Source organism: Leisingera sp. M527, from assembly GCF_025141525.1.
Taxonomy (GTDB): domain Bacteria; phylum Pseudomonadota; class Alphaproteobacteria; order Rhodobacterales; family Rhodobacteraceae; genus Leisingera.
Window position 1 is genome coordinate 1,624,593 of sequence record NZ_CP081037.1, and the last position, 24,195, is coordinate 1,648,787.

Annotated in this window: 17 protein-coding genes; 12 read left to right on the forward strand and 5 right to left on the reverse strand. The window is 62.1% G+C overall.

All coding sequences use genetic code 11. The annotated features are described in order from the left end of the window. Positions 1 to 28 precede the first annotated feature (28 nt). From K3555_RS08130 to rarD, 6 genes are all read left to right on the forward strand, one after another. Entirely contained in the window at positions 29 to 3,061 is a 3,033-nt protein-coding gene (locus K3555_RS08130; RefSeq protein WP_260008086.1) for a sarcosine oxidase subunit alpha family protein, read from the forward strand. After that, positions 3,054 to 3,620: a sarcosine oxidase subunit gamma gene (locus K3555_RS08135; RefSeq protein WP_260008087.1), complete on the forward strand. Its 567-nt coding sequence runs from the start codon at positions 3,054 to 3,056 to the stop codon at positions 3,618 to 3,620. Before K3555_RS08130 ends, K3555_RS08135 begins: the two co-directional genes overlap by 8 nt. Before the next feature lie 249 nt (positions 3,621 to 3,869). Then, complete coding sequence (locus K3555_RS08140) at positions 3,870 to 4,253, forward strand: hypothetical protein (protein WP_259991784.1); 384 nt, start codon at positions 3,870 to 3,872, stop codon at positions 4,251 to 4,253. Between the two features lie 116 nt (positions 4,254 to 4,369). Next, positions 4,370 to 4,792 carry a hypothetical protein gene (locus K3555_RS08145; RefSeq protein ID WP_260008088.1) on the forward strand — a complete coding sequence of 141 codons (423 nt, stop codon included), beginning with the start codon at positions 4,370 to 4,372 and terminating at the stop codon, positions 4,790 to 4,792. 147 nt (positions 4,793 to 4,939) lie between these two features. Beyond that, complete coding sequence (locus K3555_RS08150; protein WP_260008089.1) at positions 4,940 to 5,539, forward strand: superoxide dismutase; 600 nt, start codon at positions 4,940 to 4,942, stop codon at positions 5,537 to 5,539. Between the two features lie 110 nt (positions 5,540 to 5,649). Continuing rightward, positions 5,650 to 6,561, forward strand: a complete 912-nt coding sequence (gene rarD, locus K3555_RS08155; RefSeq protein ID WP_260008090.1) for an EamA family transporter RarD — start codon at positions 5,650 to 5,652, stop codon at positions 6,559 to 6,561. Here the strand turns inward: rarD and K3555_RS08160 are convergent. Next, entirely contained in the window at positions 6,498 to 7,049 is a 552-nt protein-coding gene (locus K3555_RS08160; protein ID WP_260008091.1) for a TIGR00730 family Rossman fold protein, read from the reverse strand. The genes rarD and K3555_RS08160 overlap by 64 nt on opposite strands. Positions 7,050 to 7,173: 124 nt before the next feature. On the opposite strand from K3555_RS08160, the gene K3555_RS08165 reads away from it, so the two are divergent. After that, entirely contained in the window at positions 7,174 to 8,883 is a 1,710-nt protein-coding gene (locus K3555_RS08165; RefSeq protein ID WP_260008092.1) for a LysM peptidoglycan-binding domain-containing protein, read from the forward strand. A gap of 97 nt (positions 8,884 to 8,980) precedes the next feature. Next, positions 8,981 to 10,810, forward strand: a complete 1,830-nt coding sequence (locus tag K3555_RS08170) for an ABC transporter ATP-binding protein/permease (RefSeq protein WP_260008093.1) — start codon at positions 8,981 to 8,983, stop codon at positions 10,808 to 10,810. Positions 10,811 to 10,907: 97 nt separating this feature from the next. On the opposite strand, the gene K3555_RS08175 is transcribed toward K3555_RS08170, so the two are convergent. Both K3555_RS08175 and K3555_RS08180 read right to left on the reverse strand, forming a co-directional pair. Beyond that, positions 10,908 to 13,067, reverse strand: coding sequence for a methyl-accepting chemotaxis protein (locus K3555_RS08175; RefSeq protein ID WP_260008095.1), 2,160 nt, complete (start codon positions 13,065 to 13,067; stop codon positions 10,908 to 10,910). 122 nt (positions 13,068 to 13,189) lie between these two features. Then, the gene (locus K3555_RS08180) at positions 13,190 to 14,551 is read right to left on the reverse strand and encodes an AcvB/VirJ family lysyl-phosphatidylglycerol hydrolase (protein ID WP_260008096.1); all 1,362 of its coding nucleotides are present in this window, start codon (positions 14,549 to 14,551) and stop codon (positions 13,190 to 13,192) included. A 216-nt stretch (positions 14,552 to 14,767) separates the two neighbouring features. Between K3555_RS08180 and K3555_RS08185 the strand changes: the two genes are divergently transcribed. Next, positions 14,768 to 15,094 (forward strand): hypothetical protein, encoded by a 327-nt coding sequence (locus K3555_RS08185; RefSeq protein ID WP_259991801.1) that lies wholly within the window; start codon positions 14,768 to 14,770, stop codon positions 15,092 to 15,094. A 74-nt stretch (positions 15,095 to 15,168) separates the two neighbouring features. On the opposite strand, the gene K3555_RS08190 is transcribed toward K3555_RS08185, so the two are convergent. Then, the gene (locus tag K3555_RS08190) at positions 15,169 to 18,999 is read right to left on the reverse strand and encodes an efflux RND transporter permease subunit (RefSeq protein WP_260008097.1); all 3,831 of its coding nucleotides are present in this window, start codon (positions 18,997 to 18,999) and stop codon (positions 15,169 to 15,171) included. Further along, entirely contained in the window at positions 18,996 to 20,111 is a 1,116-nt protein-coding gene (locus K3555_RS08195; RefSeq protein WP_260008098.1) for an efflux RND transporter periplasmic adaptor subunit, read from the reverse strand. Before K3555_RS08195 ends, K3555_RS08190 begins: the two co-directional genes overlap by 4 nt. A gap of 291 nt (positions 20,112 to 20,402) precedes the next feature. Here K3555_RS08195 and K3555_RS08200 point away from each other — a divergent pair, with 291 nt between their 5' ends. From K3555_RS08200 to der, 3 genes are all read left to right on the forward strand, one after another. After that, entirely contained in the window at positions 20,403 to 21,074 is a 672-nt protein-coding gene (locus tag K3555_RS08200) for a hypothetical protein (RefSeq protein WP_260008099.1), read from the forward strand. Between the two features lie 53 nt (positions 21,075 to 21,127). Next, positions 21,128 to 22,450, forward strand: a complete 1,323-nt coding sequence (locus K3555_RS08205; RefSeq protein WP_260008100.1) for a PQQ-like beta-propeller repeat protein — start codon at positions 21,128 to 21,130, stop codon at positions 22,448 to 22,450. Positions 22,451 to 22,522: 72 nt separating this feature from the next. Continuing rightward, on the forward strand, positions 22,523 to 23,995 hold the full coding sequence (der, locus tag K3555_RS08210) for a ribosome biogenesis GTPase Der (RefSeq protein ID WP_259991810.1): 1,473 nt from the start codon (positions 22,523 to 22,525) through the stop codon (positions 23,993 to 23,995). The last annotated feature ends 200 nt before the right edge of the window (positions 23,996 to 24,195 follow it).

Below are 24,195 nucleotides of genomic sequence, written 5' to 3' on the forward strand. Positions count from 1 at the left end.
CTGCTTTTCTTTTGAAAGGTCTGCGCACATGAGCACGCGTCTTGCCAAGCATGGCCGGCTGATCGACCGCTCCAAACAGATCGCCTTCACATTCAACGGCAAATCCATGAAGGGTTTTGCCGGCGATACACTGGCGTCCGCCCTTCTGGCCAACGGCCAGGTGATGATGGGCCGCTCGTTCAAATACCACCGCCCGCGCGGCGTTGTCGCATCCGGTTCGGAAGAGCCCAATGCGCTGATGCAGCTGGGTGTGGGCGACCGTTACGAGCCGAACCAGCGCGCCACCACCACCGAGCTGTTCTCGGGGCTGTCGGCGAATTCGCAGAACCACTGGCCGAGCCTGGAGTTCGACGTTCTGTCGATCAACAACAAGCTGTCGCGGTTTCTGACGGCTGGCTTCTACTACAAGATGTTCATCCACCCGCGCCCGCTGTGGAAACATGTGTATGAGCCGATCATCCGCAAATCCGCCGGTTTGGGCAATGCGCCTGACGCCGAGCTGAAGGATGCCGACACCTACGAGCACTTTTACTTCTTTGCGGATGTGCTGGTGATCGGTGGCGGCGTTGCCGGCCTGCAGGCCGCCAAGGCGGCTGCGGCCACCGGCGCCAAAGTGCTGGTGATGGAGCAGAACAACCATTGGGGCGGCCGGGCACCGGTCGACGGCGGCACCATCGACGGTGAAGCCCCTGACGCCTGGATCGCCAAGACCCTGGCCGAGCTGGGTGCGATGGAGAACGTTACGCTCCGCGACCGCTGCATGGTGTCGGGTGTCTATGACCACGGCTATGCCCTGGGCTATGAGCGTCTGACCGACCACGCGCCGGGCCAGGGCGGTCCGCGCCACCGTCTGTGGCGGGTCCGTGCCAGCCAGATCGTCACCGCAACCGGTGCCATTGAACGGCCGCTGTCCTTTGCGGGCAACGATGTGCCGGGCGTGATGCTGGCTGGTTCGATGCGCGACTATGTGGTGAACTGGGGCGTGAACCCGGGCCAGAAGGTTGTGGTTGCCACCAACAACGACGATGCCTACCGCACCGCATTGGTGCTGCATGAGGCCGGCGTCGAAGTGGTCCGTGTGGTTGACACTCGCGAAACCGGCGGCGGCGAACTGATGGAAGCAGTCCGCGAAAAGGGCATCCGGGTTGAGCTGGGCCGTGCCATTGCCAAGGTGAAGGACGGCAAATGCGTGACCCAGGTCTCCATCTGCGCTCAGAACGGTGAAGGCGGCGCCCGCGAAGACGTCGAAGCAGACGCGGTTGCCATGTCCGGCGGCTGGTCACCGGTGGTCCACCTGTGGTCCCACTGCGGCGGCAAGCTGACTTGGGATGACAAAAACGCCAACTTCCGCCCCGATGCCTCGCGTCCGCCGCTGGGCCATGACGGCAACGGCTTTGTGGTTCCGGCTGGTGCCGCAAACGGCGAATTCGGCCTGGGCGCGCTGCTGGAAGACGCGGCTGCGGCCGGCGCCAAAGCGGCTGAGGCTGCTGGCTTCCCGGCGAAAACCGTGGCGGCTGCCAAGGGTGTCTCTGAGAATGAGGCGCAGATGGAAGCGGTCTGGCTGATGCCGGCCAAGGCAGACATCAAACTGCGCATGAAGTCCTGGCTGGACTATCAGAACGACGTCAAGGTCTCCGACGTGCAGCTGGCTGCGCGCGAAGGCTATGAAAGCGTCGAGCACACCAAGCGTTACACCACGCTGGGCATGGCGACCGACCAGGGCAAATTGTCCAACATCAACGGTCTGGCGATCCTTGCGGACGCGCTGAACTCGGAAATCCCGTCTGTGGGCACCACCACCTTCCGTCCGCCGTACCACCCGATCTCGATCGGTGCGATTGCAGGTGAAGCACGGGCCGAGATCTTCCAGCCGGTGCGCAAGACGCCGATCTATGACTGGATGGACAAGAACGGTGCGGATTGGGAACCCGTTGGCCAGTGGCGCCGCCCGTTTGCGATCACCCAACCCGGTGAGGACCGTCATGCCGCGGTGAACCGCGAGGTGAAGAACACCCGCGAGAACCTTGGCCTGCTGGATGCCTCGACCCTGGGTAAGCTGATTGTCAAAGGGCCGGATGCGGGCAAGTTCCTGGACATGCTCTATACCAACATGATGTCCACGCTGAAGGTCGGAAAATGCCGCTATGGCCTGATGTGCTCGGAGAACGGTTTCCTGATCGACGACGGCGTTGTTGCCCGCATCGACGAGGACACCTTCCTGTGCCACACTACTACTGGCGGTGCCGAAAGCATCCATGGCCACATGGAAGAATGGCTGCAGACCGAATGGTGGGACTGGAAAGTCTATGTTGCCAATGTGACCGAGCAGTATGCGCAGGTTGCCGTGGTCGGCCCCAACGCCCGCAAGGTGCTGGAAAAGCTGAACGCGCAGGCAGGCGGCGGCATGGATCTGTCGAAAGAGGCGCTGCCGTTCATGGAATGGCGCGACGGTCAGATCGGCGGCTTTGATGCCCGCGCTTACCGGATCTCCTTCTCGGGCGAGCTGTCCTACGAGATCGCGGTTGCGGCCTCAGAAGGCCAGGCGTTCTGGGATGCGCTGATGGAAGCAGGCAAGGAATTCGGCGTCATGCCTTATGGCACCGAGACCCTGCACATTCTGCGCGCCGAAAAAGGCTTCATCATGATCGGCGACGAGACCGACGGCACCGTGATCCCGCAGGATCTGGGTCTGCATTGGGCGCTGTCGAAGAAGAAGGAAGACTATCTGGGCAAGCGCGCGCAGCTGCGGTCCCACATGGCGGATCCCGATCGCTGGCAGCTGGTTGGCCTGGAAACGGTGGACGGTTCGGTGCTGCCCGACGGCGCCTATGCATTAGGTGAAGGCGTCAACGCCAACGGCCAGCGCAATATGATCGGCCGGGTGACCTCAACCTATCATTCCGCGACTCTGGGCCGCGGTATCGCCATGGGCCTGATCAAACACGGCACCAAGCGGATGGGCGAAGTGGTTGAATTCCCGGGCACTGACGGCAAGACCTACAAGGCCAAGATCGTTGATCCGGTCTTCTACGACAAGGAAGGGGAAAAGCAGAATGTCTAAGGCTGTTTCCGTACTGAACGGCGCGCAGTTCTCCGGCCTGGCCAAGGTCGAGGATGCAGGCCTGCAGGGTATGATCACCCTGCGCGGCGATCTGGAGTCATCGGTTTTGAAGGCGGCTGTCAAGGCCGCCACCGGCGCCGAAGTTCCGGCCCGGGGTTCCATCACGGTTGCCGAAAACGGTGCCGCTGCCTGGATGTCGCCGGACGAGCTGCTGCTGCTGGTGCCCTATGAGGATGCGGTTGCCAAAACCGCGGAATTGGCTGGGGCGCTGAAAGGCGAACACGCGCTGGCGGCAAATGTCTCTGACGCCCGTGCCTTCTTCCGCCTGTCGGGTGAAGGTGCGCGAGAGGTGCTGGGCAAAGTGAGCCCGGTGGATTTTGACGCAGCGGTATTCAAGGCAGGCCAGTTCCGCCGTTCGCGCCTGGCACAGGTGGCTGGCGCCTACTGGTTGAACGAAGACGGCAGTTTTTACATCGTCTGCTTCCGCTCTGTCGGCGAATATGTGTTCAAATTGCTCAGCACGGCGGCGCATCCGCAAAGTAAAGTGGGTGTTTACTAAAGTTTTCACTCGCTTTTTGCTTGTGACGCCATCACGCGTCATTTACGGTGCCCTGGAGACCTTCCAGGGCATCTTTTTTTGTTTTTCGCTTCCCTGGAAGTTTACATTTTTACGATTGCAACTGTTTGATTTGATACCCTTTCTTTCAAGTGGGGGTAGGTTTTGTGACGATGTTTCAGGGAGCGGCTGATGGGTCTGCCGGCATGCGGAATTTTAGCACTGGCCATTTCACTGTCCGGGGGCGGGGCAGTGGCCGAAACAAGCTTTCGTTGCGATCTGAAACCGATTTCCGGCGTTACTTGGGTTCCCGGCCGGATTACCGTGCATTTTTCCGATGATTTCACCACTGCAAAGGTCACTGATGCGGCGTTTGGTGTGTCTGTTGCCGCTAAGGTTTCGCAGCGCAGCGAGACATCTTATGCGATCAGCTGGTCATTGCCCGGGCTTGCTGTGCTGACGGACAACGGGCAGGCAAAGCCGCGCTTCAGGGCTGTGCTGAACACCGCAAACCTGAAGATGAGCATTCAATCAATCCGCCCCGGGAGCACAGAGCAGCCGCCGCGCGGTTCCGGAACGTGCCGCCGGGAGCCGTCTTTGTCGCTGCTGGCCCAGAACCATATCGGTTGGAACTAGGCGGGTAATCTAAGGCCCGGCGGGGCAGGCTATGGGCTGCAGCGCAACTGCAGATTGCCGTTGCATCGGAGCCGGTATCCCTGCATCACTGCACAGCAAAAAAATGGAACCATCTAATGAAACGATATCTATTGGCTGCATCCATTCTGCTGTCAGCCGCGTCCGCCGCAGCGGCGGGAGGAAAAGACACCATCACATATGATTGCGCGATGAAGGTGTTTACCAACAATGGCTGGATTGCCCCGCGGGTGCTTGTCATGTGGGACGAAGAAAACCAGTCTGCGCAGATCTATGACGGGTATATACACAAACTGGTCGGAGAGCCTATTCCGGCTAAAGTCTCGCCGCGAAACGAAATTTCCTACAACTTGGACTGGCGGGTGAATAACATTCCGGTCAGCAATGCCCGAATGACGCTTGATGGATTGTATTCAGCTGTTTTGAATACCAAGCAGAACACTCTGTCGATCCGCGGCGTCATTACGGGTGTCGCCAATCAGCCGCGTGGCAAAGGTAAATGCATCGTCAAAAAAGGCTGAGGCCGGCATCGCGCCAGCCGGACCAGGCTGGCATCGCCTTTTTTGCACATAGACCTTGCGCGGAAATGGGGCCTTGGCTCTTGACCTGATAGCGCGCGCACAGCATGTATCTGCGCAGGAACGCAATCTTTTTCACAGGGGGCCCAAATGGCTTTTGAACTTCCCGATCTTCCTTATGCACACGACGCCCTGGCTGCCAAAGGCATGTCGGCCGAGACCCTGGAATACCACCACGACCTGCACCACAAGGCCTATGTCGATAACGGCAACAAGCTGATCGCCGGCACCGAGTGGGACGGCAAGTCGCTGGAAGAGATCATCAAAGGCACCTATGACGCCGGTTCTGTTGCCCAAAACGGTATCTTCAACAACATCTCGCAGCTGTGGAACCACAACCAGTTCTGGGAAATGATGGGCCCGGGCGCCAGCGCAATGCCGGGTGAGCTGGAAAAGGCGCTGATCGAGTCGTTCGGCTCGGTTGACGAGTTCAAGTCGCAGTTCTCCGCAGCAGGCGCCGGCCAGTTCGGTTCCGGCTGGGCGTGGCTGGTTAAGAACGCCGACGGGTCGCTGGCAGTGACCAAAACCGAAAACGGCGTCAACCCGCTGTGCTTCAACCAGACCGCACTGCTGGGCTGCGATGTGTGGGAACACTCCTATTACATTGATTTCCGCAACAAGCGTCCGGCTTACCTGACCAACTTCCTGGACAATCTGGTGAACTGGGAAAACGTCGCCTCGCGGATGTAAGTCCTGAGCGGCATGAATTCTGGAGCGCCCGGTCATCCGACCGGGCGTTTCTTGTTTGGACCGGCGGCTGGCGCGTATTGCGCACGGCCCGCCGGAACGGGGGAACGGTGATGACAGAGGCAGCCAAGGGCATACTGGCAATGGTCTCGGCCTGCGTGGTCTGGGGGCTGTCGGGGATCTACTACAATGCTTTGTCGCATGTGCCGCCGGAACAGGTGCTGTCGCACCGGGCATTGTGGTCGTTTCTGTTTTTTGCCGGCGTGCTGCTGTTTCAGGGCCGGATCGGCACCTTAACGGCAGCTTTCACCAGCAGGCGAAGCACATTGTTTCTGGTTCTCGCAACAGCGATGATCTCGCTCAACTGGTTTGTGTTCATCTCTTCAGTGCAGACCGGTTATGCCACCGAGGCGAGCCTGGGGTATTATATCTTTCCGTTGCTGAGCGTACTGCTGGGGCGGCTGGTCTTCGGTGAGCAGCTGACCCGGGCGCAGGTCGCGGCAGTCGGGCTGGCGGCACTGGCGGTTGCGGTGCTGTCCTTCGGGCTGGGCGCAGCGCCCCTGATTCCGCTGGTTCTGGCGGTTAGCTTTGCCCTTTATGGCGTTGCGAAGAAACAGATTCCATTAGGTCCGGTGGTGTCCGTCACCGCCGAAGTGCTGCTGATCCTGCCAGTGGCGCTGGCAGTGATCTGGTTCACCGGCGGCGCGGGTTTTCTGGACGGCACTTTGACCGCTGTGATGCTGGCGTTTTCCGGTATCCTGACCGGGCTGCCGCTGATCCTGTTCAGCTATGCCGCCAAACGGGTGCGGCTGGGGACGGTAGGTGTGTTGCAGTACCTGAACCCGACACTGCAGTTCCTGGTAGCGGTGCTGGTCTTTGCCGAGCCGTTCACCCCCTGGCACAGCGCCGCCTTTGCGCTGATCTGGAGCGCGGTTGCGGTGTTCTCGTTCTCGGCCCTGCGTCAGGAACGTGCGTCGCGCAGGGCGGCAATGGCCGCGACCGGGGTGTCAGCCCAGATCAGATAATCCGCGGTGTCCTGACCGGCAAAGCCCTGGCTGACGATATGGTCCAGCAGGTCGCGCAGCTTGTCCCAGTAACCAGCGGTGTTCAGAATCACGATGGGCTTGCCGTGCAGGCCCAGCTGGCGCCAGGTGAGCGCCTCGAACAGCTCATCCAGCGAGCCGGCGCCGCCGGGCAGCACCACGACCGCATCGGCGTTCCACAGCATGACCTTTTTGCGTTCATGCATGGTCTCGGTGACGACATAGGTGCTGAGATCGGATTTGCCGACTTCGCGCTTTTCCAGGTGGCCGGGGATCACGCCAAAGGTTTCGCCGCCCGCGGCCTGGGCGGCGCGGGCGACCTCTCCCATCAGTCCGACATCACCGGCGCCATAGACCAGCCGCATCCCGTTTGCAGCGAGTGCAGTGCCAAGATCCTGTGCGGCTTGGGTATAAGCGGGCAGCGCTCCGGCACGGGAGCCGCAATAGACACAGACGGATTTGATGCTCATCGGCCAGCCTTTCCGTGGAATTTCAAAGTGAAACGCAATTGGTGTTTTGACCCGTGATAGCGGGATTGGTAGGTTTGCTCAACTAAGCGGAAGGTAACATTCCGCAAATGCCGAAGGGATCGAAATGGCGGAAGCATCTGGAAGCGGGGGCCTGGGGGCCCTCACAATTGGCGGTATTGCCGGCGTGGCCGTGGTGCTGGGCGGCGTGGCGCTGTTCCAGCTTGGGGTGTTCGGCAGCGGCCAGCCAGGCAGCGGGACGGCGGACGGGCAGGCGGGCGGCCAGGCTGCAAATGGCGGCGCCGCATTCACGGGGGATGGAGATGAGTCCGGCCAGCCGCTGCAGAACCGGCCATGGGCCGAAGCTGAAAATGCGGAAACTGAAACTGCAATTGCGGCTCTTGACGCCTCCGGTGATGATGCTGAACCTGGCACCCCGTCAGCAGCCGCGACGGCTGCGGACCCGGAACCAATGCCGGAAGCCGCCGCTGTAACAGGATCTGCTGAAACAGCGGCTTCTGACAGCCCGGAGCAAGTTGAAGAGCAGCCGGTAACTGCTGAGGCTGAAACTGAAATTCCACCAGGTCAAACTGCCGGAGCTAAGGCGCAGCCGGAACAGATCGCCTTGGCCGAACCTGCGGTTGTTGCGCCGGACGCCGGTCAAGCGGCACCGCAGGCGCCAGATGCCGAGGACGGTGTTTTTGTTCTGGAGGCCCCCGAACTGGATCTGGTGCGGGTCGATACTGAGGGTGCAGCAGTGATTGCAGGGCGCGCGCAGGCGGGGGTGCGTGTTTCGGTCTTGCTGGACGGCGAAGTGCTGGAGCAGCTGGAAGTGCCGGCGGGCGGTGAATTCGTCTCTCTGACCACGATTGCGCCAAGTGGTGATGCAAGGGTGGTGTCGCTTCTGGCCGAACATGACGGGCAGACAAACGCCTCGGGGGCGTCGTTTATCCTGGCGCCGGCGGGTCCGGTTGCGCCCGTTGAAATGGCGGATGCAGCCGCCCAGACGGCGCAGTCTACAGAAACCGGAGCTGCACAGGCAGAGGCTGCGGAATCTGACGTCACCGCGCAAACTCAGGAACAGGTTGCGGCCCTGGACCTTGCAGCGGAGGGTGACGCGCAGCAGACTGCTGCCGAAGCCTCGGTTGCAGGAACGCCGGGTTCAGGCAACACTGTAGCGGGCACGGGGCAGTCAGCAGATGCGTCCGGAGCTGAGGCTTCGGCTACTGCAGCAAAGGTTGTGCCAGCCGGCGAACCCGAGGCGCCGCAACCGCAGGGCCAGACCGTGGCCGTTCTGAGGGCGGATGCGGATGGCATCGAGGTGGTGCAGCCGGCAATTCCTGCCGATCCGGAATTGAGCGACGAAGTGGCATTGGATTCAATCAGCTACAACGGCAGCGGCGGGGTTGAGCTGTCGGGACGGGCGCAGCCGCAATCACAGGTGCGGGTCTATGTTGACAACCGGCCGGTGGCCGAGCTGGGTGCCGCGGCAGACGGGCGCTGGAGCGGCCGGCTGGAGGATGTGGCGCCAGGCATTTACACCCTGCGCCTGGACGAGGTCGAACCGGCAAGTGGTGCGGTGGTCAGCCGTCTGGAAACCCCGTTCAAACGCGAAGCGCCCGAAACACTGCCGCAACCGGGCGGCGACGCAACGCCGGATCAGCCAGTGCCATTGATTCAGGCGGTAACAGTGCAGAAGGGTGATACGCTTTGGGCGATTTCGCAGCAGAAATACGGCAGCGGCTTTCTGTATGTCCGGGTTTTTGAGGCCAACCGCGGCGCGATCCGCAATCCCGACCTGATTTATCCGGGGCAAGTCTTTACTGTTCCGGAGTAACGCCACAGAACCGCGCCCCTGCGGCGCGTTTTTCCTGTCGGCCCCTCGCAAATCCGTGAACAGGTGAATATCTGAAGGGGTCAAGCCAGGAACAGACATGACCCAGACAGACCAGGCCGCCGTGCCGCTGCAAGCCGAAACCGCCGAAGACGAACGCCGCTCCGGCCTGCGCACCTTGCGCAGGGTGGGGCCGTATCTGTGGCCCAAGGATAACCGCGCCGTGAAGGTCCGGGTGGTGCTGGCGCTGGCGGTGCTGGTCCTGGCCAAGCTGATCGCGGTCTATACGCCGATGCTGTACAAAGACGCGGTCGACAGCCTCGCCGGGGAGGGCGTGCCGCCGCTGGCTTTGGGCGCCGTCGGGCTGACGGTGGCCTATGGCATGTCGCGGGTCCTGACCACTGGTTTTCAGCAACTGCGCGATGCAATCTTTGCCCCGGTCGGGCAGCGTGCCCTGCGGCGTTTGGCGCTGGAGACCTTTACCCATATCCACCGCCTGTCGATGCGCTATCACATCACCCGCAAGACCGGGGGCCTCAGCCGGATCATCGAGCGCGGGGTGAAGGGCGTCGAATTCCTGCTGCGGTTCATGCTGTTTTCCATCGGACCGCTGATCCTGGAGCTGACGCTGGTAGCGGTGATCCTGACGGTGCTGTTTGACGCCTGGTATCTGGCAGCCGTGGCCGGGACCATCACGCTTTATGTCTGGTTCACTTTTGCGGTGACCGAATGGCGGGTGAAGCTGCGCCGCGAGATGAACAAGCAGGACACCGACGCCAATCAAAAGGCAATCGACAGCCTGCTGAATTACGAGACGGTCAAATATTTCGTTGCCGAGGAACGCGAGGCGGCGCGTTATGACGGGGCGATGCGGGGCTATGCGCAGGCGGCGCTGAAAACAGCCTATTCGCTGGCAGCGCTGAATTTCGGCCAGAGTATGATTATTACTGCGGGCCTTATCGGGGTCATGGTGATGGCCGCGATCGGGGTGGAACGCGGTGCGCTGACGGTCGGCGATTTTGTCATGGTCAACGCCTATATGATCCAGATCACCGTGCCGCTGAACTTCCTGGGCACAGTTTACCGCGAAATCCGCCAAAGCCTGGTGGATATGGGCGAGATGTTCGATCTTCTGGAGCAGCCCGCCGATGTAAGCGACCGTCCGGGTGCGGGGGAATTGCAGGTCAATGGCGGCCGGATCACGCTGGAGGATGTGCGGTTTTCCTATGATGCCGGACGCGAGATCCTGAAAGGTGTCTCGCTGGAGGCAGAGCCTGGACAGACGGTGGCGATTGTCGGCTCTACCGGATCAGGGAAATCGACCATCGGACGGCTGCTGTTCCGCTTTTACGACGTCACCGGCGGTGCGCTGAAGATCGACGGGCAGGACGTGCGCGACGTTACCCAGAAAAGCCTGCACCACGCGATTGGTGTGGTGCCGCAGGACACCGTGCTGTTCAACGACACGATCCGTTACAACATCGCCTATGGCCGCGACGGGGCCACTCAGGCCGACGTGGAGCAAGCGGCGCGCGACGCGCAAATCCATGACTTCATCGCAGCCCTGCCAGAGGGCTACGGCACCCAGGTCGGTGAGCGCGGACTGAAACTGTCGGGCGGCGAGAAGCAGCGGGTTGGCATTGCCCGCACATTGCTGAAGAACCCGCCGGTGCTGCTGCTGGACGAGGCAACCTCGGCGCTGGACACCGACACCGAGCAGGACATCAAGGAAGCGCTGGCGCGGGCCGGGCAGGGACGCACCGTGATCACCATCGCGCACCGCTTGTCAACCATTGCTGAGGCGGACCGGATTGTGGTGCTGGAACAGGGAGAGATTTCCGAGACCGGCACGCACGACGAACTGCTGGCGCAGGATGGCCGCTATGCCCGGCTGTGGCAGCGCCAGCAGGCGGAAAAGGACACGGCCTGACGGTAAGCTGCGGAAAGGGCAGCGAGCGCAAATCGCTCACGGAAAAAGGCCGGTTCAGCAACCGGCCTTTCCTGTTTTGTGCAGTATTAAACCGGACTTAGAAATCGTCCCAGCCTGCGTTTGCTACTTTGGCAGGCATCGGAACTGCTGAATCGAATTCGATATCTTCACCATGTGCGCTTGGACCTGCCGGCGCTGTGTCTGCGGATGTGCTGCGCGCGGCCGGGGCGGCCAGCCCGGCAATTTTGAATTGAGCCACAACCTCTGCCAGCTTACCCGCATCGGTGTGCAGCATGTGGCCGGCAGCGGTGGCTTCTTCGACCATGGCGGCATTTTGCTGGGTGACTTGATCCAGCTGGCTGACGCCGGTGTTGATTTCGCTCAGGGCGGTCGACTGCTCGGCAGCGCCTTCTGCAATGTTGGAAACCAGTTCCGAGACAGTGTTGACACGGTCCACGATGCCGACCAGCGCCTCGCCGGTTTCATCAACCAGATCAACCCCTTGCTTCACGTGTTGTGAGCTGTCACCGATCAGTGTCTTGATCTCGGTTGCGGCATCGGCAGAGCGCTGCGCCAGAACCCGGACCTCGGAGGCGACAACGGCAAAGCCTTTGCCGGATTCCCCGGCTCGGGCCGCCTCGACACCTGCATTCAAGGCCAGAAGATTGGTCTGGAAAGCGATGTCGTCGATAACCGAGATGATCTGCGAGATTTTGATCGAGGATTGCTCGATTTCGTTCATAGCGGCAACCGCGCTCCGCACCACTTCGCTGCTGCCTTCGGCTTCCTGGCGGGCTTCCTGCATCGTGTGTTCCACGTTGCGGGCCCCTTCGGCCGCAGATTTCACAGAGGACGTCAGCTGCTCCAGCGCGGCGGCGGTTTCCTCCAGGGTGGCGGCCTGACTTTCTGTGCGGTTCGACAAGTCGTCTGAAGCGGTGCTGATTTCGGTTGCACCATTGTTGATGCTGCCGGTGGCCGAGATCACCTGTGTGATGGTCTCTTTCAGCGTGGTCACCGTGGTATTGAAGCTTTGGCGCAGCTGATCGTACTCTTCGGGGAAGGCCTCGTCGATGGAACATTCGAGGTCGCGGCTGGATAGACGGGCGAGATTTTCTTCAAGTTTGCCGATGACATCAATGCGGTTGGCATCGATGGAGGCGAGCTTGTCTTCAGCTTCTGCCAGCGCAGCACGGGTTTGCTCCATTGCGCGGCTGAGATTGCCGACTTCGGTGTCGGATTGCAGATATGCCGGCTCGAAATCGAAATCCTTGCGGGCAAGTCTGTCAAGGTCTGCCTGAAGGACACCGAACTGTTCGGTGAAAGACGTGATCAGGCGCCGGCCGATGATGCCGCTGGCAGTTAATGACAAGGCAACCGCCGCCAGGGTAAAGATCAACGCTTGGCGGGCATTGCTTTCTTCTTCCAATGTGAGAGCAATCATTGCGCCGGTAACTGCATTTTCAACATCCCTGAGGGAGCTGACCCAACCGGTTGCCCGCTCAAACCAATTCTGCGACGTGTAATCAGGTGCCGAATTGCCCGGGCCAGCCTCCAGAATTTCGGTGCGGATGCCGGGCAGCCCGGTTGCCTCCAGGCCCGCGCGGATGTCCAGCTCGGGCAGCAACCGGCCGAACGCAAGGCCGGCGATGTCGAGAAGCTGTTTCTCTACGGCTACGGTATCGGTGAACCAACGGTAGATATTCGGGGTGAAACTGCCCTGGCTAAAGCCGACTGCTCCCGCAGCCCGTTGCTGGCCTGCAGCCTCCTTGGCAAAGGCCAGGCTGACCAGGCCGGCGCTGTATTGCACCACTTCTGCGTTCTTCATCTGCAGCAGCTGGGCGCTTGTGTCGTGCAAAAGGCTGGTGATCATTGCGGAATAGCGGGTGCCCATCTGGCCCGGTGTCAGCGTCTGAGAGGTGATTGCCTCACGCAGCGCGGCAAGCTGTTCTAAATGCTTCAGCGTGCCTGCTGCTGTCTGCGGCACATCTTGCAACGCCTCGTCCGCCTCGGCTCTGGTGCTGTTCAGGTCATCTGCGCCGGATTCGCCGCCCGAAGACAGGTGAACTGCGGACAGGCCGCGCTCAACCTGCAGGAGGTGAATGACTTTCATCAATGAAACAGACTCGCTGGTCTGTGCCTGCGAGGATTTTGCACTTCGAAAACGATCCCAATCCGACAGAGCCTTGAAGCCGCCAATACCGGCGAGCGCGGCAAACGGGATAACGATAAGTGCCAGGATTTGTGATCGTAAAGACATTTCTGTTCCTCAAAAAATACGTGCAAATCCAGGGGAGCCTGCTTTCTCCCAACTTTAACGTGCGGAAAATAACATCTGGTGAACTTTGGTGGAGACGGGTCTTTTGCGGATGGAATGCCCGCTCACCGGTTGGAAACGGGCTGCAAAGGCAGCCCTAGCCGGACTGCGGCAGGGCCGGCCAGTGCTGCAAGGGTCTGCGCGATACGGGCATGGTCATTGCCCAAGTGGTGGCCGCCCTCAAAAACCACCTGCTGCGGTCCTGGCAAGCTGGAAGCCGGGCAGGCGCTGACGGTCTCTTTGCGGCCATACAGGCATAAAATCCGCTCGGGCGGCAGGCTGGCGGCCAAGGCGTCAATGGCCGGAGCCACCTCAACCGAGCCGGTCTTCCGGCCTAGCCACCCGCCAACGACGATTTCAAATCCGGTGTGCGTCTCCGGCGCAATCAGGCCGACACCTGCCAGCCGTGCCCGAAAACGCTCCGGCAGCTCAACGGCGGCGAAGGGCAGGGTGTTGGCGCCAAGCGAGAACCCCAGCAGCAGCACCTTGTCCCGCCCGAATACAGTGCGGAAATGTGCGTCTATGCGGACAAGATCCGCGGCGATCTGGTCCGGGCGTTTCTCCTGCCACATGTAACGCAGGCTGGAGATGCCGGCCACCGGAATGCCCCGTGCTGCCAGCCGGTCGGACACCTGCTCGTCAAAATTGGCCCAGCCGCCGTCGCCGGACAGAAAGATGGCGTAGGTGCCGCCGGCAGGCGCATCCGCATCCTGGTGAATAGTAAGAGGCAGACCGTCCAGGCCGGAACCTGCGGCGGCGGTCTGGGTGTCAAAGGCGTGATCGGTGCCCGCAAGGCGCAGGTAGCTTTGATAAAACGCGCGGCGCGGGTCGGGTTCTGGATCGACCACGGTGGCGCCGGCAATGCCGTTGGCGGCGGAGACGGTCCCCGGCTGCGTGATATCCAGCCATCGCACCGGGGCCTTTCCCGCCTGCGCGTCTGTCAGCGCGTTGCCTGCGCAGAGCACAGGGGACGCGTCGAAGTGCACGGTGACCAGCCCCTTGAAGCTGTTGGGCGCGGCGCCGGCGGCGTGGAGGGCGATGGCCGCGCCCTCGCCATAGCCGGACAGAACCGGCGTGCGGGCCAGGGCGCCCTGCTGCTGCTGGGTGCGGCGGGCGAGGCCGGACAAAAGCGGTGCGGCGGCAGCACAATCCCCGCCGGCCTGCGACAGCAGCGCCCGCCCGTCCACGCCGATAACCAGGGTATGCATGTCCGACAGGCGCTGCGCCCGGGCGGCCAGCTCTTTGCTCCAGCCTTCGGCGCCGGTGATGATCAGCGCTGTCGAGCGGGCCTCCTTGCCGTCCGGAATTATGACAGCGGATGGCTGCAGCCCGCGCGCATCCGATTGTCCGGGATAGGTGCCGGCGGTGAGAAACAACAGGGCCGCGGCCCAGGCGAACCCTTTGCGGAGATCAAGTTGCCGTGCCATGTGCTGCCTTCCGGGACTTATCCTCGTTTACCGGCAGAATAAGCATAACTTTCCTGCGGAACCGTGAACAGCGCCGGGGTCTTGCCAGGCAGAAGTTTACGCTGGGGAAGCCGTAAGCAGTATTCCCCATTGACCGGCAAAGCGACGTACCTAAAGTGCTGCCATTCCGGGATCAGCGGCACAGGCGCCGGCTGACCAGATCGAAAGGACAATCAGATGAAGACCCTTCTACCTGCCGCCGCCGCGGCTGCCCTCCTGGCCTTTCAGGCCCCGGCCTTTGCCGAGGACCTGGAATTCCTGCTGATCAATGACAGCAGCGCCGATTTGGTTGAGTTCAATGTATCCCCGGCGTCTTCCAGCAATTGGGAAGACAATCTGATGGATGGCGGCTATCTGGCGCCAGGTTATGAGATCGGTGTGGTGATTGCCGATGGCGCAACCACCTGCGTCTACGACATCCGCGGCAGCTTTGACGATGGATCCGAAGCAGAAGACTTTGGTCTCGATCTGTGTGATCTGGGTGAATACACCTTTACCGACTGATCCGGGCAACGGCTGGGAGCGCCCCGGCTGCTGCAAAGAAAAGCCCCGCCGGAGCGGGGCTTTTTTGTGGCCGGTTATTCGGCTGCGCGCAGGCGGCCCTGCGGTGCGGGCGGTTCGGGTTCTCCCTCCTCCGCCGGGGCTTCCATCGTTTCGGGGATCTCGCTTTCGACCCACTGGATTTCCGTCGTCGGCAGCTGGCGCGCCTTTTTGAACAGGCGCGAGTCCTGCGCGATGCGGCTGGAGCGGCCGCGGGTGATCCGCGACAGCGCCCGGCCCAAGGCGCGCATGTAGGTGGCGAACCACACCCGGATGGCCAGCAGCGAGGGGGTGACCACCAAGGTCAGCACCGTGGCGATGCCCAGGCCGAATACCACAGCGGTTGCCAGCTGTTTCCACCACAGCGCGGTGGGGCTGTCGATCGAGTAGCCGCCGTTGATGAAGTCCAGGCTGACGCCGAACATCATCGGGGTGAGGCCGGCCATCGTGGTGATAGTGGTCAGCAGCACCGGGCGGATACGTGCCTCGGCGGTGCGGATGATCGCCTCGATACGCGGCATCTGCTGGCTGAACTCCTGATAGGTGTCGATCAGCACGATGTTGTTGTTCACCACAATCCCCGCCAGCGCCACGATGCCGGTGCCGGTCATGATGATCGAGAACGGCTGTTGCATCACCATCATGCCGATCAGCACGCCGGTGGTGGACAGAACCACTGCCAGCAGCACCAGAGCCGCGTTGTAGAAGCTGTTGAACTGGGCCAGCAGGATCACGAACATCAGCGCCAGCGCGCCGGCAAACGCCTTGGACAGGAAAGCGCCGGATTCCTCCTGCTCCTCCTGGTCGCCGGTCCATTCCCAGCCGATACCGCGCGGCAGCGGGTCGCTTTCCAGCCACTCGGTAATGACGGCGATCCGCTCGTTCGGGTTTACCGGGCTGACCCTGGCACCGTCCTCAAATGCTGCCTTCAGCGCCTCAAGGCTTTCGGCACCCGTCAGCTGGACCAGCTGCAGGGTCTTGCCGTTGGGCGAGACGATGGTTTCTCCGGTTGCCTGCGTGCCTTCGGGCAGGTCCTTCAGCAGCGCCAAGCGGGTCATTTCGCCGGTATCCGGATCTTCGATCACGGCCTTGCTCAGACCCGCGTCCACGTCGGCCTTCACGTCATAGTAGCGCTCTTGGCCGATGCGGTTGATCTGGGCAAGTTTCGGCACCGGCTGGCGGGTGATGAAGTTGGACAGCGGCACCAGCCCGTCGGCAGTGCGGACCTTGAGGTTATCGAGCGTTGACAGCACCCGGTCCTGCTCCGGCAGGCGGACGCGGATATCGATTTCTTCGTCCGAGCTGTCCATCCGCATGTCGCCCAGCAGCACGCCGCGTGTCACAAGCTGCACCATCGCGCCTACGGTTGCCACATCGGCGCCGTAGCGGCCGGCCTTTGTCACATCGACGTCGATCTGCCAGTCAATGCCGGGCAGCGGCAGGCTGTCTTCGATCAGGATCAGTCCGGGGGTGTTTTCAAAATGCTCCCGTGCGGCCAGGGTGGCAGAGGTCAGGTCGTCCCAGCCGTCGCCGCGCAGGCGCAGGTGCACTGGTTTGCCGGAGGCAGGACCTTGCGCCAGGGCTCGGACCTCAACTTCGAACCCGGGCAGCTTGACCATTTCGGCGTTCAGCTCATCGAGAACGGTGTTGCCGTCGTATTCCTCGGCAATGAGTTCTTTTTCAAACCCCAGGTATTTGCTCAGCAACCCGCCGAACCAGCCGTCCAGCGGCTCGCTGTCGGTGGGGCGGTCTTCCCAGGGGATGATCTCAAACTGGACCTGGCCGATGGTATCAGGCGGCAGCTGCGCGCCCGAGCTGTCGGTGTTCAGCCCGCCGTCGCCGGCAAAGGAAAAGACGTTGATCACAGCGTGGTGCTGCAGGATGATATCTTCGGCGGCGCGGACCATTTCGTCCTTTTCCAGCAACGAGATGTTGCCGCGGGCGCGGACGTAGGCGGTGGCTTGCTCCGGTTCTGAATCCACAAAGAACTCAACGCCCAGGTTGTTCTCACCGAAGGTCTTGAACACCGTCATGATGGAGAAAGCGACCACAGCGATGGTCACAATGGGCATTACCGGGTTGCCGGCGATGAACTTGATCACATGGCCAAAGGGTGTGTGGTGGTAGCCTGGGACGACTTCTTTCTGCTCGCGTTCGATCTTGACCGCGCTAAGGGTGATGGAAGCGGCAAAGGAGGCAAGCGTGAAGACCAGCCCGCCAAACAGCACGCCGCCCAATCCGCCGGCCCCGCCGCCCAGCAGGTAAGACGGGTTCAGCATCTGCATGGCGCCTGCAAACATGCCCCACATGGCCACCGGCACCAAAGCGGCGCGCAGCCACCAGGGCGCGACCATGCGCAAGGCGCGCGAGGCGCCTTCAAACGTGCGGCTGATGCGGCCGGTGACACCGCCCATGACAGGGAGGTAGATCAGCGCAACCACCAGCGAGGCGGACAGCACGAAGATCATTGTGACAGGCAGCATTCCCATGAATTCACCGGGCACACCGGGCCAGAACAGCAGGGGCAGAAAGGCACAAAGCGTGGTCGCGGTGGAAGACACCACCGGCCAGAACATCCGCTGCGCCGCCTCGACATAGGCGTGCATCGGGCCGGTGCCCTCCTTGATGCGCTTGTCGGCGTATTCGACAATCACGATGGCGCCATCCACCAGCATGCCCACGGCCAGGATCAGACCGAACATCACCATGTTGGAAATGGTGACGCCCATCAGCGCCAGGAAGGCAAAGCACAAGAGGAACGAGGTCGGGATCGCAAAGCCGACCAGCAGTGCTGCACGGCTGCCAAGCGCGGACAGAACAACAATCATCACTAGCGCCACGGCGGTCAGAACCGAACCTTCAAGCTGGCTGACCATCGAGCCGACAACGCGGCTTTGGTCGTTGGAGGTGCCGACTTCGACCGCTGCCTGCAGTTCCGGCGGCCACTTGGCCTTGGACGTGTTGATGGTCTCCTTCACCAGGTTGACGGTGTCGATGACATTGTAGCCCTTGCGCTTGACCACCTGCAGCGCCACCGTGTCGCCGCCGTTAAAACGGGCGGTGCCGACCCGGTCCTCGAAGGTAAAGTTGATCTGCGCCAGCTCCCCAAGGGTAACCACACGGTCGCCGTTGGTTTTGACCGGCAGCTGATAGATATCCTTCACTTCGTCGAACGAGGAGGGGATCTTGACCGCAAAGGTGCCCTGCGCGGTTTCCACTTCACCTGCCGCAATCAGCTGGTTGTTGTTCTGCACAACATTGATCAGCTCAAGTGCTGTGACGTTATAGGCCTCCAGCCGCAGCGGGTCGATCAGCACCTCGACCATCTCGTCGCGGTTGCCGGCGATCCCGGCTTCCAGTACGGCGTCCAGGGCTTCAAGGTCGTCCTGCAAGTCCTTGGCAATACGCGCCATTGTGCGTTCCGGCACCGCGCCGGTCAGGTTCACAATGACAATCGGAAATTCCGAGAAGTTGATCTCGGTGATCGAGTATTTCTCGGCGCCTTCGGGAAACTCTGCCTCGGCCTTGTCCATGGCGTCGCGCACGTCGGCCATGATCGCGGTCTTGTCCCAGCCGAAATCAAACTCCAGCGCCACACCGGCATAGCCTTCGGCGGCGGTGGAGGTCATCTTATCGAGCCCGTCAAGGTCGGCCAGCTCGGTCTCCATCACCTTGACCATCAGGGATTCGGAATCCTCGGCCGAGATGCCGGGGAAGGGGACCGAGATGAACAGGGCAGGGATTTCGATATCCGGCTCGCCCTCCTTGGGCAGCATCGAATAGGCGACGCCGCCGACAAGCAGCGAGATTGCTATAAAGGCGAGGACCATCCGGGCACGGCCGGCAGCCCAATCGACGATGCCAATCACTGTTCAGTCTCCCGGTAGGTGGCCGCCACGGCGACGCCTTCGGTCACAAAATCCTGCCCCACCACGATCACATCCGCAGTTTCGGGCAGGCCGCCGAGCCAGACGCCGTCGGCCTCATCCCTGAGCAGTTGCACAGGGTAGAATACCACGGTGCTGTCGGAACCGACAACACGCACGCCCAGCTTGCCTTCGTTGTTCAGCGTCAGCGCCGATTGGGGCAGCTTATGCGCAAGCCGGCCGGCTGAAGAAATCGCAATATCCGCCGTTTGGCCGTCACGGATGCTGAGATCCGGGTTGGGCACGGTGATTTCCACCTCAAACGTGCGGGTGTTCGGGTCGGCAGAGCGGCTGAGGAAGGTGACTTCACCCTGCACCTGCTGGCCGGTTGCCAGCTCGGCCCCCGCCGTGGCGCCCAGGGTCACCTTGTTCACCTCGGCCTCGGGCACGTAGCCAACCAGCTTGATGGTGTCGAGCTGGATTACCGTGCCGCACAGGCTGCCGGGTTGCAACAGGCTGCCCAGCTCGGCGGTGTCGCTTTCCAGCAGGCCGTCAAACGGCGCAGTGATGGTCAGGTGGCTGAGTTCTTTTTCTGCTGTGGCCACGGCGGCCAGCGCCGTGCGCTCCGCCGCCTCGGATGAAGCCAGCCGGGTTTCCGATGCATAACCGCCCTGCGACAGCTTAGAGGAGGCGGTCAGATTGATCCGGGCTTCTTTCAGCTGGGCCTGCGCCTGCAGCAGCATGGCCGGGCGGGTGCCGGGGTCCAGCTCGCACAGAAGGTCGCCCTTCTTAACATGGGACCCTTTGCGCAGAGGTTCGGATATCACGGTCGATGTGATCTCGGCCCGGACTTCGACCTGACGGACCGCCTGGGTCTGGCCGCGCAGGATGACCGCGCTGCCGATGGTGCGCGCCTTGCTTTGCAGGGCCACCACGCCAACGCGCGTGTCTGCGGCTTGGGTCAGCGCCTGGCCGTCATCAGTGCCGGTTTCGGCCTCGGCTGCCTCCGGAGCATTCTCGCCCCGGGCAAAGGCCATCAGATCGTCGCGCTCAAACACAACCAGATAGAGGCCGGCCGTCACAGCCACTGCAGTCAGCATCGGAATGATACGCATATCGGGTCTTCCTGTTTCTTGTCTGGTCCCGGGTGCAAAATGAGCCATAGCCAGAATACGGCGGGGCCTGCTCACAACGGGAGTCGCGCGTATGTGATAAGCCTGATATAGGAGATGTCCATTCTAAACTAAGTGGTTTAGTTCACATTTCTTGCTTTTCTGGCGTAATTGCCGGCGTTTCTGGTTTAAACGCGCCACTTGGCTTGGGCTTTGAGCCGGGTTAAGAGGGGCGCAACGCATTCAATACCGGTTTGGGCGGAACGTCCGGGCCGCGCATATCAGGGGCTTTTCATGAGCGATACCGACAGCTTTATCGACGAGGTGACCGAAGAGGTCCGCCGTGACCGGCTTTTCCTGATGCTGAAGCGCTATGGCTGGATCGGCGGTGCTGTGGTGGCGCTGATCGTCGGCGGCGCTGCGTTTCGTGAGTACAGCAAGGCACAGGACCAGGCGGCGGCCGAAGCGCTGGGGGATGCGATCACCGCGGCGCTGGAGATTGACGGCAGCGGCAGCCGGTCCGAAGCGCTGGCTGCAGTTTCAGCCGAAAGCGCAGGCGGCGCGGCCATTCTGAAGATGCTTGAAGCCGGTGCGCTGGCGGACGCGGGGAACACTGCTGAGGCAGTGGCGCGGCTGGAAGCCGTGGCAGTCAATGGCGAGCTGCCGCTGATTTACCGCCATATCGCCAGTTTTAAGGCGCTGGCCCTGCAGTCCGGAACCCTGAGCGCCGGCGACCGGCGTCTGCAATATGAGGCGCTGGCCCAGCCGGGCGCGCCGCTGGCGCTGCTGGCATCCGAACAGCTGGCGCTTTTGGAGATTGAAGAGGGCAACAGCGCTGCCGCAATCACCCGGCTTCGCGGGATTGCGGCGGATGCGGCTGTGAGTGCGGACTTGAAAGAACGGGCCACTCAGGTGATTGTGGCGCTTGGCGGCTCCGTTGGGGATGCCTCTGCGCCTGAGGGGTAAGGCGCTCCGCGGATGGGAACTTGCGGAACACGAACGGCAGACAGGGCAGGGCAATGACAAAAAACAGAACTTTCTCCCGGGCACGGGCATTTTTGTGCGGCACCGCAGCGGTGGCAATTCTGGCCGCCTGTTCGGAGGAGGAGATCATCCTGCGCGGCGAACGCGAGGACATCCGTCCAGAGGCCGCAATTGAGGTGGTTAATCAATCCCGCGCGATTTCCTTGCCCAAGCAGGTGGCAAACGCAAGCTGGGCCCAGGGCCACGGCGCCGAGGCCACCCGCACATCGCATCCGGCGCTGTCGGCGGCGCCGCAGCGGATCTGGTCCGCGTCCATCGGCGACGGCGATGGGCGGCGCCAGCGTATCACCGCAACACCGGTTGTCGGCGGCGGGCGCATTTACGCGCTGGACAGCGCAGCACAGGTCTCGGCGGTATCGCCGCAGGGCCAGGTGCTGTGGCGCAGCACGCTGATCCCGGCAGCAGATGACGAGGGCCAGGCAACCGGTGGCGGTTTGGCCTATGACGATGGCGTGCTCTACATCTCCTCGGGCTATGGCGTGCTGACGGCGTTGAACGCCGCTGACGGCAGCCTGATCTGGCGCCAGGAGCTGGACGCCACCGGATCCGGCCAGCCGCGGGTCAGCGGCGGGCTGGTTTATCTGGTGGCTGGCGATGACACCGGCTGGGCGGTCAACACCAAAGACGGCCGCATCGCCTGGCAAATTGAGGCTTCGCCCTCGGCGTCGAACATCCTTGGCGCGCCTGCGCCTGTGGTGACCAATGATCTGGCGGTATTTGCCTTTGGATCCGGCGATCTGATCGCCACCTTCCGCCGCGGCGGCCTGCGGCGCTGGAGCGCGTCGGTCTCCGGCCAGCGCACGGGTCAGACCCTGTCGCGGATCAGCGATGTGACCGGTGCGCCGGTGGTTTCGGGCAAGCGCCTTTACGCAGGCAACAACTCAGGCCGCACCGTGGCGATTGATCTGGAAACCGGTGACCGGCTGTGGACCGCGCGCGAAGGCGCCTCTGGAACCGCATGGCCCGCGGGCGGCAGCCTGTTCCAGGTCAGCGACCAGAACCGGCTGCTGCGTCTGGATGGCGGCAGCGGCGAGGTGGTCTGGGCAGTGGATCTGCCTGGGTTTCTGAAGGACAAGCCCGGCAAGCGCGGTCGGATCCATGTGCATTACGGCCCCGTTCTGGCGGGCGGGCAGATCATTGTCGCCTCCAACGACGGCCTGCTGCGGTTCTTCAACCCGCAGGACGGCAGCCTGACGCGAACCATTGAAGTGCCGGGCGGCGCCACCACCGCACCGGTTGTTGCAGGGCGGACGCTTTACGTGGTTTCCTCCAAGGGTGAATTGCTGGCATACCGCTGATCCGTGTTTCCGGGTGGCGGAAGCCGCCCGGATGCGTTATGAGCCGCGTCTGAATCGCAGAAAGCTGGTCTGATGTCCTTTACCCTCGCCATCGTGGGCCGTCCCAATGTGGGCAAGTCCACCCTGTTCAACCGCCTTGTGGGCAAAAAGCTGGCTTTGGTCGACGACCAGCCGGGTGTCACGCGCGATTTGCGCGAGGGCGAAGCGCGGCTGGGCGACCTGCGGTTTACAGTGATTGATACCGCGGGTCTGGAAGATGCCACTGACAACTCGCTCGAGGGCCGCATGCGCCGCCTGACCGAGCGGGCGGTGGATATGGCCGATATCTGCATGTTTATGATTGATGCACGCACCGGCGTGACACCGACCGATGAGCTGTTTGCCGACATCCTGCGCCGCAAATCCGCCCATGTGATCCTGGTTGCCAACAAGGCCGAAGGCAATGCCGCCGAAGCCGGTGTGCTGGAGGCCTACAGCCTTGGCCTGGGCGAGCCCTTGCGCTTGTCCGGCGAGCATGGCGAAGGGATGCCGGATCTGTATTCGGTTCTGATGCCGCTGGCGGAGAAGTTTGAATCCGAAGCGGTGGATCATTCGCCGGTCACCGATGTGGTGCTGGACGAAGAAATCGGTGAGGACGAGGCTGAGAGCATTCCCGAGCCGACCGATGCCAAGCCGCTGCAGGTTGCTGTTGTGGGCCGCCCCAACGCGGGCAAGTCGACGCTGATCAACAAGATCCTGGGCGAGGACCGGCTGCTGACCGGACCCGAGGCAGGCATCACCCGCGATGCGATCTCGCTGCGGATGAACTGGAACGGCGTGCCGATGCGGGTGTTTGACACGGCCGGCATGCGCAAGAAGGCCAAGGTGCAGGAAAAGCTGGAAAAGCTGTCCGTGTCCGATGGCCTGCGCGCGGTGAAATTCGCCGAAGTTGTGGTGGTGCTGCTGGATGCGGATATCCCGTTTGAACAGCAGGATCTGCGGATTGCCGACCTGGCCGAGCGCGAGGGCCGCTCGGTTGTGGTTGCAGTCAACAAATGGGACATCGAAGACAACAAGCAGGAAAAGCTGCGCGACCTGAAGGAAGCCTTCGGCCGCCTGCTGCCGCAGCTGCGCGGCGCGCCTTTGGTGACGGTTTCGGCCAAAACAGGCAAGGGGCTGGACCGGCTGCATGACGCGATCATGCGCGCCTATACCGTGTGGAACCGCCGGGTGCCGACCGCGGCGCTGAACCGCTGGCTGGTTGGCATGCTGGAACAGCACCCGCCGCCAGCACCGCAGGGCAAGCGGATCAAGCTGCGTTACATGACCCAGGCCAAAAGCCGCCCGCCGGGGTTTGTGGTGATGTGCTCGCATCCCGATAAGCTGCCGGAAAGCTATAACCGCTATCTGGTCAACGGCCTGCGCGAAGATTTCGATATGCCCGGCACCCCGATCCGGCTGTATATGCGCGGCCAGGGCGACAAGAACCCCTACAAGGGCAAGCGGGCCAAGAATGCCGGCGCTTTGGCCAAGCATTTGAATAAGCGCGGCGGCGGATCCAGCTAGGGCAGGGTGCTCCCGCCCGGCCTGCGGCATTTCCAAAGAAATACCTAGGCCCGTTGGGCCCGGCGCCGCCCTGACGGGCGGCGCTGTTGCGTTGCGCGGGGCTGAGCGGCCTTTTGCCTGCTTCATGCGGGGCTTAGCCTCTCTGTGTTTCCTTCACTGCTGCAGATTGATACCTTTCAAGTTGAATGGATTATCCGGTG

Excerpts from the sequence above, each read along its gene's own strand:
- K3555_RS08130 (WP_260008086.1), top strand. The coding sequence starts at position 29 with ATGAGCACGCGTCTTGCCAAGCATGGCCGGCTGATCGACCGCTCCAAA.
- K3555_RS08135 (WP_260008087.1), top strand. The coding sequence starts at position 3,054 with ATGTCTAAGGCTGTTTCCGTACTGAACGGCGCGCAGTTCTCCGGCCTG.
- K3555_RS08145 (WP_260008088.1), top strand. The coding sequence starts at position 4,370 with ATGAAACGATATCTATTGGCTGCATCCATTCTGCTGTCAGCCGCGTCC.
- K3555_RS08150 (WP_260008089.1), top strand. The coding sequence starts at position 4,940 with ATGGCTTTTGAACTTCCCGATCTTCCTTATGCACACGACGCCCTGGCT.
- rarD (WP_260008090.1), top strand. The coding sequence starts at position 5,650 with ATGACAGAGGCAGCCAAGGGCATACTGGCAATGGTCTCGGCCTGCGTG.
- K3555_RS08160 (WP_260008091.1), bottom strand. The coding sequence starts at position 7,049 with ATGAGCATCAAATCCGTCTGTGTCTATTGCGGCTCCCGTGCCGGAGCG.
- K3555_RS08165 (WP_260008092.1), top strand. The coding sequence starts at position 7,174 with ATGGCGGAAGCATCTGGAAGCGGGGGCCTGGGGGCCCTCACAATTGGC.
- K3555_RS08170 (WP_260008093.1), top strand. The coding sequence starts at position 8,981 with ATGACCCAGACAGACCAGGCCGCCGTGCCGCTGCAAGCCGAAACCGCC.
- K3555_RS08175 (WP_260008095.1), bottom strand. The coding sequence starts at position 13,067 with ATGTCTTTACGATCACAAATCCTGGCACTTATCGTTATCCCGTTTGCC.
- K3555_RS08180 (WP_260008096.1), bottom strand. The coding sequence starts at position 14,551 with ATGGCACGGCAACTTGATCTCCGCAAAGGGTTCGCCTGGGCCGCGGCC.
- K3555_RS08185 (WP_259991801.1), top strand. The coding sequence starts at position 14,768 with ATGAAGACCCTTCTACCTGCCGCCGCCGCGGCTGCCCTCCTGGCCTTT.
- K3555_RS08195 (WP_260008098.1), bottom strand. The coding sequence starts at position 20,111 with ATGCGTATCATTCCGATGCTGACTGCAGTGGCTGTGACGGCCGGCCTC.
- K3555_RS08200 (WP_260008099.1), top strand. The coding sequence starts at position 20,403 with ATGAGCGATACCGACAGCTTTATCGACGAGGTGACCGAAGAGGTCCGC.
- K3555_RS08205 (WP_260008100.1), top strand. The coding sequence starts at position 21,128 with ATGACAAAAAACAGAACTTTCTCCCGGGCACGGGCATTTTTGTGCGGC.
- der (WP_259991810.1), top strand. The coding sequence starts at position 22,523 with ATGTCCTTTACCCTCGCCATCGTGGGCCGTCCCAATGTGGGCAAGTCC.